15 protein-coding genes are annotated in these 16,466 nt (G+C 45.8%); all 15 read left to right on the plus strand.

From position 1 onward, the window contains the following. Positions 1-5 precede the first annotated feature (5 nt). The 15 genes from atpA to nuoN all read left to right on the plus strand — a co-directional run bounded on the left by atpA (position 6) and on the right by nuoN (position 16,360). Positions 6-1,514, plus strand: a complete 1,509-nt coding sequence (gene atpA, locus J7E63_RS06725) for a F0F1 ATP synthase subunit alpha (RefSeq protein ID WP_214712015.1) — start codon at positions 6-8, stop codon at positions 1,512-1,514. A gap of 94 nt (positions 1,515-1,608) precedes the next feature. Then, positions 1,609-2,466: an ATP synthase F1 subunit gamma gene (atpG, locus tag J7E63_RS06730; protein WP_214712017.1), complete on the plus strand. Its 858-nt coding sequence runs from the start codon at positions 1,609-1,611 to the stop codon at positions 2,464-2,466. Between the two features lie 180 nt (positions 2,467-2,646). Further along, the gene (gene atpD, locus J7E63_RS06735; RefSeq protein WP_214732857.1) at positions 2,647-4,068 is read left to right on the plus strand and encodes a F0F1 ATP synthase subunit beta; all 1,422 of its coding nucleotides are present in this window, start codon (positions 2,647-2,649) and stop codon (positions 4,066-4,068) included. 21 nt (positions 4,069-4,089) lie between these two features. Beyond that, positions 4,090-4,497, plus strand: a complete 408-nt coding sequence (locus tag J7E63_RS06740; RefSeq protein ID WP_215010758.1) for a F0F1 ATP synthase subunit epsilon — start codon at positions 4,090-4,092, stop codon at positions 4,495-4,497. A gap of 1,190 nt (positions 4,498-5,687) precedes the next feature. Next, complete coding sequence (locus J7E63_RS06745) at positions 5,688-6,062, plus strand: NADH-quinone oxidoreductase subunit A (protein WP_215010759.1); 375 nt, start codon at positions 5,688-5,690, stop codon at positions 6,060-6,062. Then, positions 6,053-6,565 carry a NuoB/complex I 20 kDa subunit family protein gene (locus J7E63_RS06750; protein WP_088090195.1) on the plus strand — a complete coding sequence of 171 codons (513 nt, stop codon included), beginning with the start codon at positions 6,053-6,055 and terminating at the stop codon, positions 6,563-6,565. Before J7E63_RS06745 ends, J7E63_RS06750 begins: the two co-directional genes overlap by 10 nt. A 3-nt stretch (positions 6,566-6,568) precedes the next feature. After that, a complete protein-coding gene (locus J7E63_RS06755) occupies positions 6,569-7,807 on the plus strand; it encodes an NADH-quinone oxidoreductase subunit C (RefSeq protein ID WP_215010760.1) in 1,239 nt (412 codons plus the stop codon). A 3-nt stretch (positions 7,808-7,810) separates the two neighbouring features. Then, complete coding sequence (locus tag J7E63_RS06760; RefSeq protein ID WP_168241275.1) at positions 7,811-8,911, plus strand: NADH-quinone oxidoreductase subunit D; 1,101 nt, start codon at positions 7,811-7,813, stop codon at positions 8,909-8,911. Beyond that, complete coding sequence (gene nuoH / locus J7E63_RS06765; protein WP_088090192.1) at positions 8,911-9,915, plus strand: NADH-quinone oxidoreductase subunit NuoH; 1,005 nt, start codon at positions 8,911-8,913, stop codon at positions 9,913-9,915. The genes J7E63_RS06760 and nuoH overlap by 1 nt, the downstream gene beginning before the upstream one ends. A gap of 95 nt (positions 9,916-10,010) precedes the next feature. Then, positions 10,011-10,430 (plus strand): NADH-quinone oxidoreductase subunit NuoI, encoded by a 420-nt coding sequence (nuoI, locus tag J7E63_RS06770; RefSeq protein ID WP_088090191.1) that lies wholly within the window; start codon positions 10,011-10,013, stop codon positions 10,428-10,430. Then, positions 10,427-10,945 carry an NADH-quinone oxidoreductase subunit J gene (locus J7E63_RS06775; protein WP_215010761.1) on the plus strand — a complete coding sequence of 173 codons (519 nt, stop codon included), beginning with the start codon at positions 10,427-10,429 and terminating at the stop codon, positions 10,943-10,945. The genes nuoI and J7E63_RS06775 overlap by 4 nt, the downstream gene beginning before the upstream one ends. After that, the gene (nuoK, locus tag J7E63_RS06780) at positions 10,942-11,256 is read left to right on the plus strand and encodes an NADH-quinone oxidoreductase subunit NuoK (protein ID WP_098932392.1); all 315 of its coding nucleotides are present in this window, start codon (positions 10,942-10,944) and stop codon (positions 11,254-11,256) included. The genes J7E63_RS06775 and nuoK overlap by 4 nt, the downstream gene beginning before the upstream one ends. A 206-nt stretch (positions 11,257-11,462) precedes the next feature. Beyond that, on the plus strand, positions 11,463-13,334 hold the full coding sequence (nuoL, locus tag J7E63_RS06785; protein ID WP_215010762.1) for an NADH-quinone oxidoreductase subunit L: 1,872 nt from the start codon (positions 11,463-11,465) through the stop codon (positions 13,332-13,334). Beyond that, positions 13,331-14,842 (plus strand): NADH-quinone oxidoreductase subunit M, encoded by a 1,512-nt coding sequence (locus J7E63_RS06790; RefSeq protein WP_215010763.1) that lies wholly within the window; start codon positions 13,331-13,333, stop codon positions 14,840-14,842. The genes nuoL and J7E63_RS06790 overlap by 4 nt, the downstream gene beginning before the upstream one ends. 6 nt (positions 14,843-14,848) lie before the next feature. Beyond that, positions 14,849-16,360: an NADH-quinone oxidoreductase subunit NuoN gene (gene nuoN, locus J7E63_RS06795; RefSeq protein WP_215010764.1), complete on the plus strand. Its 1,512-nt coding sequence runs from the start codon at positions 14,849-14,851 to the stop codon at positions 16,358-16,360. Positions 16,361-16,466 lie beyond the last annotated feature (106 nt).

Here is a 16,466-nt window from a genome sequence, read left to right on the forward strand (position 1 = left end):
AACTCATGAGCATCAAAGCTGAAGAAATTAGTGCCCTGATAAAAAAGCAAATTGAAAACTATCAGGCGGAAATTCAAGTAACTGATGTTGGTACAGTTATCTCAATCGGTGACGGTATCGCACGTGTTCATGGCCTCGACAATGTCATGGCTGGAGAACTTGTTGAATTTTCAAACGGCGTTATGGGTATGGCACAAAACCTTGAAGCAAATAACGTTGGTATTATCATTCTCGGACCTTACACTGAAATCAAGGAAGGTGACGAGGTTCGCCGTACAGGACGCATCATGGAGGTTCCAGTTGGTGAGGAATTGATCGGACGCGTGGTAAACTCGCTTGGACAACCAGTTGATGGTATGGGTCCAATCAATACAACAAAAACACGCCCAGTTGAGGCAGTTGCTCCAGGCGTTATGGCTCGTAAATCCGTTCATGAGCCATTACAAACAGGTATTAAAGCGATTGACGCCCTTGTGCCAATAGGACGTGGTCAACGTGAGTTAGTCATCGGTGACCGTCAAACAGGTAAAACATCTGTTGCGATCGATACGATTATCAATCAAAAAGGTCAAAACATGGTTTGTATCTATGTTGCGATCGGTCAAAAGGAATCAACCGTTCGTAACGCAGTTGAAACACTACGTAAATACGGCGCGTTAGAATACTCAATCGTTGTTACTGCTTCTGCATCACAACCTGCTCCGTTGCTATATTTAGCTCCATATACTGGTGTTTCAATGGCTGAAGAGTTTATGTATGCTGGCAAACACGTATTGATCGTATATGATGATCTTTCTAAACAAGCAGCTGCCTACCGTGAGCTTTCCTTGCTGCTTCGTCGTCCTCCAGGTCGGGAAGCCTATCCAGGGGATGTTTTCTACTTGCACAGCCGCTTACTAGAGCGTGCCGCAAAAATTAACGATACACTTGGTGCTGGTTCGATCACTGCGCTTCCGTTCATTGAAACGCAAGCAGGGGACGTTTCAGCGTATATCCCAACAAACGTTATTTCAATTACTGATGGACAAATTTTCTTACAATCTGACTTATTCTTCTCCGGTGTTCGTCCGGCGATCAACGCGGGTCTTTCCGTATCACGTGTAGGTGGATCTGCACAAATCAAGGCGATGAAAAAGGTATCTGGTACCCTACGTCTTGACCTTGCCTCTTACCGTGAATTAGAAGCATTTGCTCAGTTTGGATCAGACTTAGATAAAGCGACTCAAGCAAAACTTAATCGTGGTGCACGTACGGTTGAAGTTCTGAAACAAGATCTTCACAAGCCACTATCAGTTGAGAAGCAAGTTGCAATCCTTTACGCATTAACACGCGGTTTCCTTGATGATATTCCATTAGAGGATGTCCGTCGTTTTGAATCAGAATACCTTAATTGGTTAGACCACAACCGCAAAGAGTTGTTAGACCATATTACAAAAACGAAGGACCTTCCTTCTGATGACGATATGGCTTCTGCAATCAACGCCTTCAAAAAGACGTTTGCAGTTTCCGAATAATAGGGTCTGACATTTAGAACGGTGAGCGCGCGGCACCCGTAAGGCGGGCCGCACGCCCAACCAGACATTCTTTGAAAAAGGGTGGTGAGAACCTATGGCTTCATTACGTGAGATAAAAACTCGTATCAATTCAACTAAAAAGACGAGTCAAATAACAAAAGCAATGGAAATGACCTCTGCTGCAAAGTGGAATCGTGCCGTCGTAAATGCGAAAGCATTTGTACCTTATATGGAAAAAATCCAAGAAGTAACGGCATCGATTGCAATTGGCTCAGGCGGAGTAAATCATCCCATGCTGACCAGTCGACCTGTTAAGAAAACCGGTTATATTGTTATGACTTCTGACAGCGGACTTGCTGGCGGTTTTAACAGCAACGTTCTCCGTCATGTTTTTCAAACAATCCAAAGCCGTCATAAATCGAATGATGAATTCGCGATCATTGCAATCGGAAGAATGGCACGTGACTTTTTTGTCAAACGCGGCATGAATGTGGTCCTTGAATCGATTGGGATCCCAGCTCAGCCTAACTTTGCTGACATTCAAGACACTACCCGAGCAACGGTTGGAATGTTTACCGATGGAACTTTCGATGAATTATATGTCTATTACAGTCATTATGTAAGTGCCATTTCACAGGAAGTACAGGAGAAGAAGCTCCTTCCGTTATCGGACTTAGCCACTTCAAACAAACTCATTTCCTATGAATTTGAGCCGTCTGCTGAAGAAATATTAGAAGTTCTCCTGCCTCAATATGCTGAAAGTTTGATCTACGGAGCACTCTTAGACAGCAAAGCGAGTGAGCATGCTGCTCGGATGACGGCAATGAGAAATGCAACTGATAATGCTAAAGAACTAATTAATCACTATACACTAGTTTTCAACCGTGCCCGTCAAGCAGCGATCACCCAAGAAATCACGGAAATCGTTGGCGGTGCGGCAGCGCTTGAATAAAACCTTTATTTTAAAAATGAACCCGATGTAGCGGGTTTGACTAGATTTTGAGCAGGGAACGTTATGTCCGTTCCCACTCATTTTGTTCATTATAGAACAAGACGCGTGACCACAATGAGTTCATTTTCATAAAAATGCTTGTGGTGGTTTCTGCGAGAGAGTAAGTAAGGAGGGAAAACGATGAGCAAAGGACGCGTTCTTCAGATTATGGGTCCGGTAGTTGACGTTAAGTTCGAAAGCGGTCATCTGCCTGCGATTTATAATGCGTTGAAAATTTCAAGTAAAGCGAGTAATGCATCCGAAGTTGATATCAACATTACCCTTGAAGTAGCTCTTCATTTAGGTGATGATACAGTTCGTACGATCGCGATGTCTACCACAGATGGTTTAACTCGTGGAATAGAAGTTGAAGATACTGGTAAACCGATTTCTGTACCAGTTGGTGATGTAACACTTGGTCGTGTATTTAACGTATTGGGTGAAACGATTGACCTTGCGGCTGAGATTCCAGCAAGTGAGCGCCGTGATTCGATTCACCGCGAAGCACCAACATTTGAAAACCTTTCTACTGAAGTTGAAATTCTTGAAACTGGTATTAAGGTAGTAGACCTTCTTGCACCATATATTAAAGGTGGAAAAATCGGTCTTTTCGGTGGTGCGGGTGTAGGTAAAACCGTATTAATCCAGGAATTGATCAATAACATCGCTCAAGAGCACGGTGGTATTTCGGTATTCGCCGGTGTTGGTGAGCGTACTCGTGAAGGTAATGACCTTTACCACGAGATGACTGATTCAGGCGTTATCAAGAAAACTGCGATGGTATTTGGACAAATGAACGAGCCGCCTGGCGCACGTATGCGTGTTGCTTTAACTGGTTTGACTATGTCTGAGTATTTCCGTGATGAGCAAGGACAAGACGTGTTGTTCTTCATGGATAACATCTTCCGTTTCACGCAAGCAGGTTCTGAGGTTTCCGCGCTACTTGGCCGTATGCCATCAGCGGTAGGTTACCAGCCAACTCTTGCTACTGAGATGGGTAAATTACAAGAGCGTATTACTTCTACAAACTTAGGATCAGTTACATCGATCCAAGCGATTTATGTACCAGCCGATGACTATACGGATCCGGCTCCGGCTACTACTTTCGCTCACTTAGATGCAACAACAAACCTTGAGCGTAAGCTTTCTGAGATGGGTATTTACCCAGCGGTGGATCCTTTGGCTTCAACTTCTCGTGCATTGTCACCTGATATTGTTGGCGAAGAGCACTATAATGTAGCCCGCCAAGTACAATCAACTTTACAACGTTATAAAGAGTTACAAGATATTATCGCGATCCTTGGTATGGATGAACTAAGTGATGATGATAAGTTAACGGTACAACGTGCGCGTCGTATTCAAGTATTCTTATCTCAAAACTTCCACGTTGCTGAACAGTTTACTGGCCAGCCAGGTTCTTATGTACCTGTTAAGGAAACAGTTCGTGGTTTCAAAGAGATTCTTGAAGGTAAGTATGACCACCTTCCAGAAGATGCTTTCCGTCTCGTTGGCCGTATTGAGGATGTTATTGAGAGCGCGAAACGCATGGGTGTAGAGGTCTAAACAGAGCCTGGAGGGTAAAAAATGAAGACGATTCGAGTCAGTATTGTTACTCCCGATGGCCCGGTGTTTGATTCAGATGTGGAAATGGTAAGTACCAAGGCAACAAGTGGTGATTTGGGGATTTCCCCAGGCCACATGCCGTTGGTGGCTCCGCTCGAAATTACTTCCGTACGTCTTAAAAAAGACGGCAAAACGGATTATGTCGCGGTAAGCGGTGGAATTTTAGAGGTCCGTCCTGATCAGGTGACTATCTTAGCCCAATCAGCGGAAACTGCGTCTGAAATTGATGTTGAACGTGCCCTAAAAGCGAAGGAACGCGCAGAACAGCGTCTGAGAGACCATCAAGTCGAGCATACCGATTTCAGACGTGCTGAGCTTGCCTTGCAGCGTGCCATCAATCGCCTCGGCGTATCGGAACGAAGAATGTAGTGTTTTTGGAAAAAATCGACGAACCCCTTTGGAGGCAATTAGTTTGCCGCTGGAGGGGTTTTTTGTGGTTTTTTGGGGGTGTGTGGTTATAGTTGTGGTGTGGAGGGAGGGGGATTTTAGCGTATTCATGATGGGAAGAAAGTTACCCTGCCAGTCTTGCGACTGGCTTTTTGGGCGGTTTGAGGGTTTATTGGGGAGTGGACAGTATTATTAGGGAAGTGGACAGTAAATGGATAGAAGTGGATAGTAAATATGAGGTTTTATTGAAAGTGGTATTTGGAAAGGCCTTTGAAGGAGGGTTATTTCTATAATTGGGGTAAATTAGTAAGTTGAGCCAATCTTGCGATTGGCTTTTTGGTCGGTTTGAGGGTGTATTGGGGAAGTGGACAGTAAATACGAGGTTTTATTGAAAGTGGTATTTGGAAAGGGTTATGAGAGAGAGTTATTTCTATAATTATGGGAAATTAGTTAGGTGAGCCAGTCTTGCGACTGGCTTTTTAGCGGGAGTTAAGACTTGATTCGGAAAATAGCATTAAAAGTTTGGGTGTGAATATGATTGTAGAGGGGACATGTTTACATTAATGTGAGGTTGAGTTTTGTTTGGATTGTTTATTACTTTTTTAGAAAAATATAAGTTTGTTTAAAAAAAAGAGATATTCGATGTATTTTTAATGACAAAACTCACTGACATTGTACACAATTTGTAGTTAAATAGGGGTTGTTGTCGAATTATTAGGTAGGTTATTGGGTTCTTGCGAACCCTTTATGCACGTCATCTTCCGCTAACGCTCCAGATCACGTGCACTAAAACATGTTCCTTCTATTCTAGTGTGGCGGGTTCGCTCTTGCGTCATCTCTGAAGTAATTCAGGATGTGTTTCTGCGAGATCACGCAAACGCTCAGGGGAGGGGACTTCATGTCGACGACTTAGTTCAGGTGTAAATTGTAATTCTATCCGCCGGATGCTAGCGCATCCTGCGCTTCAGCTATCGCTGAAGCTTGCAAAATTCCTGATTGAAAGTCTCTTTTGAGAGCGAGCTCTCAAGAGCCTTTTAATCAGGAATTTCGCGGCGGATAGTATTCCAATTTTTATGAATTTGGTTTGTCGACATGGGTTTGTAACAATGCTATAATGAATTCGGTTACAATATTCATTAGTATGAAAATTTACAACATTGGAGGGGATAGGCATGGAACTTCTAAATGTATATCAGAATAATTATCTGATCGTCTTTGCGTTTCTATGTCTTGGGGTGCTGCTGCCTGCGGTGGCTTTATATTTAGGTAAGCTTCTGCGTCCGCATAAACCGAGCGAAGCGAAGTATACCACATATGAGAGCGGTATTGAGCCTTTTCACGATTCCCGTGTACAGTTCAATGTCCGCTATTATATTTTTGCCCTGATGTTTGTTATTTTTGATGTAGAAACCGTGTTTTTATATCCATGGGCGGTGGCCTATGATAAACTGGGGATTTTTGCACTAATCGAGATGTTGATTTTCGTTATTATGTTATTAATTGGCCTTGTGTATGCCTGGAAAAAGAAGGTGCTACGATGGAATTAAAACTAGATGGCATTTCACAACAAGAAATGGCCGAGTTACAGCGAAATGTATTTATGACTACGCTAGAGCAAATTAAAGCTTGGGCTCGAAGCAGTTCGATCTACCCGGTGACATTTGGTCTGGCTTGTTGTGCGATTGAGATGATGGGTGTAGGCGGAGCGAATTATGATTTGGATCGTTCGGGTTCCTTTTTCCGTACGTCACCACGCCAGTCGGATTGTATGATTGTGTCTGGCACGGTGACGAAGAAGATGGCACCAATTTTACGAAGATTATATGACCAAATGCCTGAACCGAAATGGGTCATTGCGATGGGTTCTTGTGCGACAGCAGGTGGGCCGTATGTAAAGTCTTATTCCGTCGTTAAGGGAGTCGATCAAATCGTTCCTGTCGATGTGTACATACCTGGATGCCCTCCAAACCCAGCCGCTTTAATTTATGGAATCAATAAATTAAAGGAAAAGATTCGCTATGAAGCGAAGACTGGGAAGAAGGTGATCTAACCGATGAGTGGGGATAAAGATCTTGATCAGTTAAAAAAGGAAGCCGTTGAAAAGGCGAAAGCGGCAGCGGCGGCGAAACGGGCGGCGAAGGCTGCAGGGGAAGCCTCACCAACTCCGAAGCAGGAGGAAAAACCGGCGGAACCAGTTAAGGCCGAAGCATCAGAGCCAGCACCGGCAAATGACGGCGACGATCTAGCGAAGAAAAAGGCGGCGGCGGTAGCGAAAGCGAAGGCGGCAGCAGCGGCTAAACGTAAAGCGATGGAGCTTGCTGGCGGTACAGCCCCAGCCGAGGAATCTGCGCCAGCTGAAACGCCGGCACCAGCGGCTGAAAATTCGACTTCAGGCGATAGCGATGATCTAGCTAAGAAAAAGGCAGCAGCGGTAGCGAAAGCGAAAGCGGCGGCCGCAGCGAAGAAAAAAGCGATGGAACTAGCTGGCGGAGCAGCCCCAGCAGCTGAATCCGAGGCAGGCGACAACGCCCCAGCCGGAGACGATGCCAAGGCAAAAGCGGCAGCAGCGGCCAAGGCGAAAGCAGTGGCAGCAGCAAAAGCAAAGGCAGCAGCTGCGGCAAAAGCTAAAGCGGCCGGAGCAGGAGTAGGAACCGACACAGACGCAGCAGCAGGCGGGGATGACGAAAAGGCTAAAGCGATTGCAGCGGCGAAAGCAAAGGCCAAAGCAGTAGCAGCGGCCAAGGCGAATGCAGCAGCCGCAGCAGGCGGAAAAGCGGATGCTACAGCGGCTCCAGCAGCCGAAACGAAACCATCACTAAACCAGCCATACCTCGATAAGTATGTGAAGGTGATTACCGAACATCTGGGACCAGATGTTATAGAAGATTCTTATATTAATAAACTATCTAAGGACGTTCCAACCCTCGTGGCGAAGCGTGATACATATTACAAAGTAGCTCAATTTTTAAAATATAATGAGCTCTTAGGGTTCGATTATTTATCAGAGCTTCATGGGACAGACTTTGAAACACATATGGAAGTTTATGTTCACTTGTACTCATACAAAAACCGTCAGTCCGTCGCCCTAAAAGTGAAGATTGACCGCAGCGAACCAACAATCGAGTCCTTGCAGCCACTTTGGGCAGGCGCAGAATGGCCTGAATGTGAAGCCTATGATTTATTAGGAATCAAGTTTCCAGGACATCCTGACTTACGGCGCATCTTGCTAGGCGAAGAATGGGTTGGCCATCCACTGCGAAAAGATTACGAGCCGTACGACGTGGAGGTGTAACCAATGATCAGAACAGAAGAAATGATATTAAACGTCGGTCCTCAGCATCCAAGTACGCACGGAGTTTTCCGGCTGGTTGTTAAAATTGATGGGGAAATCATTACCGAAGCGAAACCTGTCATCGGGTACTTACACCGCGGGACAGAAAAGTTAGCTGAAGATCTCCAATATACGCAGATTATTCCTTACACCGACCGAATGGACTATTTGTCCTCGATGACCAATAACTACATCCTCTGTCATGCCGTCGAGACCATGATGGGGATTGAAATTCCTGAACGAGCTGATTTCTTACGTGTCATTGCGATGGAATTGAACCGGATTGCCAGCCACCTTGTCGCCTGGGGTACGTATATCCTTGACTTAGGTGCAACAAGTCCGTTCATCTATGCCTTCCGTGACCGCGAAATGATTATCAATATGCTTAACGAATTATCGGGGGCCCGCTTGACCTTCAACTATATGCGCGTTGGCGGTGTGAAGTGGGATGCACCTGAAGGCTGGATTGAAAAAGTAGGCAGCTTTGTACCATACCTGCGCGGCCAGCTAAAAGGCTATCACGATCTTGTGTCCGGAAATGAAATCTTCCTCGACCGGGTCAAAGGCGTCGGCAAATATACAAAAGAAGAGGCACTCCAATATTCACTGAGCGGACCAAACCTGCGCAGTACAGGCGTGAAATGGGATCTCCGTAAAGATGAGCCTTACTCCGTTTACAATCGTTTTAACTTTGATGTACCGACCTCAGAAGACGGCGATTGCTTAGCTCGCTACCATTTGCGTCTTGCAGAGATTGAAGAATCCTTGAAAATCCTTGAACAAGCCGTGGAACAATTCCCTGGTGAAGGTCCCATTATGGCGAAAGTGCCGAAAATCATTAAGGCACCTAAAGGCGAAGCCTTCGTCCGGATTGAATCACCGCGTGGAGAGATTGGCTGCTATATTTATAGCGACGGCAAAAAAGAGCCGTACCGCTTAAAGTTTAGAAGACCATCCTTCTATAACCTGCAAATTCTCCCGAAACTATTAAAGGGCGAAAACATTGCAAACATGATTGCTATTTTAGGGGCAGTTGATATTGTCCTTGGGGAGGTTGACGGCTAATGATAGAAGAATTGCTCCAGTCAAGTCCGGGTTGGGCTAACTTTGGAATTTTCTTTTTACTCGGCGCTGTCTTGCTTTTAATCGTATTAGGATTTGTTACCTACGGAATTTTAGCAGAGCGGAAAGTCTTAGGCTACATGCAGCTGCGCCATGGTCCAAACCAGGTCGGCGGTAAATGGGGACTATTACAAACCGTCGCAGACGTCCTCAAGCTGTTACTAAAAGAGGACATCATTCCAAAGGCAGCCGACAAGCCATTATTTATCATTGCACCAGTCATCGCCTTCGCGCCATCCTTTATGGTCTTAGCGACGATGCCGTTCACAGACGCCTTTCAGTTTGCTGACATTGGTGTTGGATTACTCTATTATATTGCCGTTAGCGGATTGACAACCTTTGGCATGCTCCTTGGCGGCTGGGCATCAAATAACAAGTACGCCCTCTTAGGAGGCATGCGTGCATCAGCCCAAATGATTTCCTACGAAATCCCGTTAGTCATGTCCGTCCTAGGCGTCATCCTTTTATCAGGAAGTTTAAACCTAAATGATATCGTCGAAGCACAAAAACATGGCTGGTTCGTACTCTTACAGCCAATCGGCTTCATCGTCTTTTTCATTGCATCAATCGCCGAATTAAACCGGACACCATTTGACCTGCCGGAATCGGAAAACGAACTAGTTGCTGGATACCACGTAGAATATTCCGGATTCCGCTGGGCCTTCTTTATGCTCGCTGAATATGTGTACTTATTCGCAATGTCCGCACTCATTACCGTCGTCTTCCTTGGCGGATGGCTGGCACCAATCAGCTTCCTGGACTTCATCCCAGGCGCCGTCTGGTTCGCACTCAAATTCAGCGTCGTCGTCTTTGTCTACATTTGGCTGCGGGCCACACTACCACGTTTCCGCGCCGACAAACTCATGGAATTTGGCTGGAAAGTACTATTGCCAATCGCACTAGCAAACATATTCTTAACAGCATTAGTAAAATCGTTATTTTTCTAAGTAAAGGAACCTAGTGTGTGGCTGAGATGTGTTACAGCCTTCACATGGTGCCTGACACCAAAAACCATCTTTAAAATGTAAAAGGGGTGAAAAACGTGCTTGGATTAGCAAAAGGCTTGAAATATACCCTAAAAAACTTGACCAAAGAAAAGGTTACGTATGATTATCCAAACAAGCCGCTTCCACTGCCAGACCGGTTCCGCGGTATTCAAAAGTTTTATCCGGAAAAGTGTATTGTTTGTAATCAGTGTATGAACATCTGTCCGACGGATTGTATTAATTTAACGGGTAAAAAGCATCCGGACCCAACGAAAAAAGGGAAAATCATTGATACCTATGATATTAACTTTGAAATTTGCATCCTTTGTGACTTATGTACGGAGGTATGCCCGACCGAAGCGATTATCATGACCAATAACTTCGAGCTCGCTGAATACAGCCGTGACATGTTATTTAAAAACCTAGAATGGTTAGATGAAAACGATGAAAACATACGGCAGGTGAATAAACCATGACCTTTTCCGGCGAATTCCTCGCTTTTATGGGAATCGCACTTGTCGCCATTATCGGCGGTGTGCTTCTTTTAAACCTTACCAAGGTAGTTCATATGGTCGTTTCACTGATCTTCACCTTTGTCGCAATCGCTGGAATTTACGTGCTGCTGTCAGCCGAATTTGTGGCAGCCGTGCAAATCTTAATCTATTCAGGTGCGATTACCATCATCATGCTATTTGGAATCATGTTAACAAAGCATAATGATGAACATGAACCACAAACCGGCAAATGGAGGAAAATCCTCGTCTTCTTAGGAATTCTCGGCTTTGCATTTGCTGTGTACCTTGGCATTTACAATTTCAATATCGAACAGGTTCCGACCACCTTGCATGAAAACAACACGATGCAAATCGGTAAAGCACTTTACTCAAAATACATCATTCCGTTTGAGTTAACGTCTGTTTTACTACTCGTCGCCCTTGTCGGTTCGATTATCTTAGCGAAAAATGAGAAGAAGGAGGCGGACGACCAATGAGTTCTGTTCCCGCTTCAGCCTTCCTGGCACTTGCACTGATCTTGTTTTGCATCGGTTTATACGGTGCACTTACCAAAAGGAACACCGTTATTGTCCTGATTTCGATTGAATTAATGCTGAATGCGGTCAATATTAATCTTGTAACCTTCAGCAAATATGGAATGGCGCCGTCCATTACCGGCCAAATCTTCGCCCTGTTCGCGATCAGCGTCGCAGCAGCCGAAGCAGCTGTCGGTCTAGCCATATTAATCTCACTCTACCGCGCCAAAAAGACCGTCAACATCGACGAAATGGACACAATGAAAAACTAAAAAAAATTGGGTGTCAGGCACCACGAAAAGACACTTCGCCATTTTGTCCACGGTGGACGGACGCTGCAACTTTGTGTTGAGTTGTCCACTGCAGGCGGACATTTATGTGGATTTGTCCACGAAGGGTGTCAGGCACCAGATAAAAATAACTTTCGACAAAACTCGGGTGGTGACAGCCGCCGCCCGTGTCTAAGGGGATAGTGATAATGATGGAGAATGCATGGCTCATACCGCTTTTCCCGCTATTATCGTTTTTGATCCTTCTTCTTTTCGGGAAGCGACTGAAAGAGGCGAGTGCGTATGTGGGGATTCTGCTTACATTGGCATCGCTTGTCTACTCGATTTTGGTATTATTCGAGCGCTTTTCTGAGCCAACCTATGTTACGAAATTTGACTGGCTCACGATAGGAGATATGCATCTAACAGCGGGCTTTGAAGTGAATCAATTAAATGCATTAATGCTGTTTATCGTATCGCTCGTAAGTTTCTTAGTACATACCTACTCCAAAGGTTATATGCAAGGGGACGAGCGGTTTCCAGTATTCTATGCCTATTTAGGACTCTTTACGTTTGCAATGCTTGGTCTGGTGATTTCACCAAACTTACTGCAAACCTATATTTTCTGGGAGCTTGTCGGTGTCGGTTCCTTCCTATTAATCGGTTTTTATTTTTACAAGGACGAAGCGAAGGCGGCCGCGAAAAAAGCGTTCATTATGACCCGGATCGGGGACGTAGGCTTATTTATCGGCATGATTCTGCTATTCTGGGAAACCAAAAGCTTTGAATATAGTGAAATTTTCGCTGCCGTTGAGACGGGCGCGGTGTCAGGCACCATGATTACCTTAACTGCCATCCTTATTTTCATCGGGGCGGTTGGTAAGTCGGGTCAGTTCCCGCTTCACACCTGGCTTCCGGATGCGATGGAAGGTCCGACGCCTGTTTCGGCCTTAATCCACGCGGCGACGATGGTTGCTGCCGGTGTTTATTTGGTAGCGGCACTATTTCCACTGTTCGCAGCGAGCAAAACAGCGCTCCTTACGATCGCCGTGATTGGCGCGTTTACCGCGATTTTTGCGGCAAGCATTGGTCTTGTGCAAACCGATATCAAACGTGTACTCGCGTATTCAACGGTCTCACAGCTTGGTTACATGATGCTTGCCTTAGGGTCTGCCGGATATGTTGCTGGGGTATTCCACCTGATGACACACGCATTCTTCAAGGCGCTATTATTCTTAGCAGCCGGCTCCGTCATTCATGCGGTACATACACAGAACATCGAGGAAATGGGCGGACTTTGGAAAAAGCTCAAACTAACCGGACCGCTATTCTTAATCGGAACACTCGCGATCAGCGGTGTCCCAGGGCTTTCCGGATTCTTCTCCAAAGATGAAATTTTAGTTGCGGCATGGGAAGGCGGACATCCATTCCTCTTCTTGCTCGCACTTGCGGCCGCATTTATGACAGCTTTCTATATGTTCCGCTTGTTCTTCATGGTATTTACCGGTGAAGCGCGCGGAGAACAAAAGCATGTGCATGAATCACCAGCCAACATGACTTACCCGATGATTCTCCTCGGAGTTCTTGCGATTGTTGCTGGTTATGTCAATACACCTTGGTTTGGAACCTTCCTTGGCGACTGGCTTGTTGATGGCAACGAAGCGCTCGCGCACCATGGTCACGTCGAAGGTCCAAGCTGGATCATGATTGCCGCAACGGTTGTTTCCTTAGCAGGAATTTACCTTGCATACCTGATGTACAGCAAGCGGTCTGTGGCCCGCAACTGGTTAAGCGGCACAGGGGATACATTACACACGATTTTAACGAACAAATATTACGTCGACGAGTTCTATCAGCTGACGGTCGTCGCATTCACAAAAGGACTCAGCTACTTCTTACGTTTCATTGATGTCTTCCTTGTCGGAGGACTCGTCAAGGGTGTGGTTGGGATTGTCCAAGGTCTTGGGGCAGCTGGTTCGAAGCTGCAAACCGGACAGGTTCAAACGTACGGCGCGGTCGCCTTTATTGGGCTTGCGGTACTCGTTGTCATCTTTGCATTAACTGGGGGGTACCTACGATGAATTTAACATCTGTTCTTTCAATCCTAGTATTCTCCCCTTTACTAGGTATCATCGTTCTGGCTTTCATGCCTAAAACGGCAGAAAAAGCGATTAAAGCGGTTGGCTTCCTAGCCACACTGCCGGCCTTACTGCTGGCCCTAGCGGCCTATCTTCATTATCAATTTGGCAAGGATTTGGCGGACTTTACCGTATCCGTTCCGTGGATTCAATTCCGGGGAATGAGCGGCATCGAAGAGCCAGTTTTTTCGGTTTACTATGAACTGGCCTTGAGCGGCTTTCAACTCTTGCTGGTCGTCCTCACAGCGGTCGTAGCGACGCTGTCAGCGATTGCGGCGGCAAAGTTTGTGAAAAAAGAATGGAAAGGCTATTTCATGCTCTTCCTTCTGTTAGAAATCGGGATGCTCGGCGTGTTTACCGCCGAAAACTTAATTCTGTTCTTCATCTTCTTTGAAATCACCTTAATCCCGACCTTCTTCTTAATTGGAAAATGGGGTTATTTTGAAAAAGAAAAGGCAGCTTACAGCTTCTTAATTTATAACGGCTTAGGGTCAGCCGTACTGCTTATCGTGATCATGATTCTGTTTGCAAAAACAGGGACAACAAACATTGATATGCTTGTTAAAATGGTGGCCGATCCAAATGCGCCGCTGTCTGGCGACTTGAAGCTTGGCTTGTTCATTTCCTTATTGATTGCGTTTGGTGTAAAATTACCGATTTTCCCATTACACAGCTGGATGCTGAAGGTACACGTTCAAGCGCCGCCATCTGTTGTTATGATCCACTCAGGGATTCTCCTGAAGATCGGTGCGTACGGATTAATCCGTTTTGGGATGGGGATTTTTCCCGAGCAATTTAAGACACTTGCGACGCTCATTGCTGTCCTTGGGGTGATTAACCTCCTCTACGGGGCGTTCCTAGCGTTCATTCAAACAGATTTTAAAATGGTTTTGGCTTATTCATCCATTTCTCATATGGGTATTGTGTTAATCGGACTTGCGGCGATGAATGAGGCTGGGGTTCAGGGGGCGATTTTCCAAGTGATTTCACACGGATTGATTTCCGCGCTGTTGTTCTTCTTGGTGGGCATCCTTTATGAACGCACCGATACATCGCTGATCGAGAATCTGGGCGGAATGGCGAAGGGCATGCCGATTGCAGCGGGCTTCTTGTTGGCTGCAGGGATGGCGTCGCTTGGCTTGCCGGGGATGTCTGGATTTGTCAGTGAGTTTATGGCGTTCCTCGGTCTTTTCAAAGAAATGCCGTGGATTGCCGCAGTCGGTACAATCGGGATTATCATGACGGCGGCTTACTTGCTTCGCGCGGTGTTAGGGATTACGTACGGCCAGTCGCATCGTGAATTTACCGGCGTCCTTGACCTGAAAGGCGTGGAATTCGTGCCTGTGGTCATTTTGATGTTGTTAATCGTTTTAATTGGTGTTTTCCCAAGTGTCCTCAGCGCACCGCTACAAACTACACTTGAAACGATCATGCTAGGGATAGGAGGGTGATGAAGGATGAGTCTTGAGTCCTTGCAGCAATTTAATTGGAGTGCCATGACGCCAGAGTTCATCATCCTTGGTGTATCTGCACTTCTTACACTTTTAGATTTATTTATGCCGAAAAATATGGATCGAAAAATTCTCGGCTGGATCGGGATTGCGGCCATATTTGCAGCGATCGTTTCTGTGCTTGGCATGGTCGGCGGACCAGTGACGTCGATTTTGGAGAATTCGTTCCGCTTAGATAGTTTCGCGATGGCCTTTAAATTATTGCTGCTTGCAGGTGCAGGTCTGGTCATGTTCTTGGCCGTCAGCTATGAGCCGAAAGACGGCTTGGAAGAATATCGCGGCGAGTTTTATTACTTATTCTTATCGGCCTTGCTAGGTGCAATGATTATGACATCCAGCGGCGATCTAATTACGCTGTTTATCGGCTTGGAATTGTTAACTGTTTCTTCTTATATTTTAGCGGGGATCCGCAAGTATCATTTAGAGTCTAACGAATCAGCGATGAAATACGTCATCAATGGCGGAATTTCGACTGCGATTACGTTGTTTGGGATGAGCTATATCTATGGCTTAACAGGCTCAACCAACTTGCTCGACATTGCCGGCCGGTTGTCCACGGTTACGGATGGCCAGCAAGCGTACTTGTTAACCTTGGCATTTTTGATGGTTTTTGTTGGATTAGCCTTTAAACTGGGTGCGGCTCCGTTCCATATGTGGGCACCTGATGTTTACCAAGGGGCGCCAACACCAGTTACCGCTTTTCTAAGTGTGGTTTCGAAGACAGCGGGATTTGTGATTGTACTCCGCATTTTGTTAACGGTATTTGGTTCGGCCGCATCGGTTGGAAATCCACAAATGCCGATTTTGCTAGAGATGCAGGACTATATCGCCTTTATCGCTGGGGCAACCATGATTATTGGTAACGTGATCGCTTTGAAGCAGTCGAACATAAAACGGATGTTTGCTTACTCAAGTATCGCTCATGCCGGCTATATTCTAGTGGCGTTAACATCTTTGAGCTCGAATATGTTTTATTCGATCTGGTTCTACCTGCTCGCTTACTTGTTCATGAACCTTGGCGCGTTTGCGGTCATCCAGGTGGTTAGCGAAAAAACAGGCTCAACGAAGATTGCTGATTTTGCTGGATTGTATCGCCGCTCGCCGGTGCTTGCAGTCGTAATGGGCTTACTGCTTGTTTCGTTGGCAGGTTTCCCAGGGACAGCTGGTTTCATTGGGAAATTAAACATCTTTATCGGGGCATTTTATGGTACGCCGCATTATGTGCTTGCGTCGATTATGATTGCGACGACGGTCGTTTCGTATTTCTACTATTTCGGCGTGATGACGCAAATGTTCTTCCGTCCGGCAAGCGATGACAGCAAGTTCAATCTTCCATTCGGAATCATTGTGGTCTTAATTGTTGCTGTGGTTGGTTCAGTACTGTTTGGTGTGATGCCGAATATCGCTTTAGATTTTATGCAAAATAACCTTGATATCTTAGCAGACTTTTTCAGCTAGTTGTTAAGGGAGTATTAGGCCGCTTGGGGGAAGGCGGCCGGTTAATTTAAAGGGGTTTTATATGAAAAAGAAGAGGTTGGGGAAGAGACTGCTGAAAAAGTCTCAA

This window comes from Bacillus sp. ISL-75 (assembly GCF_018613095.1).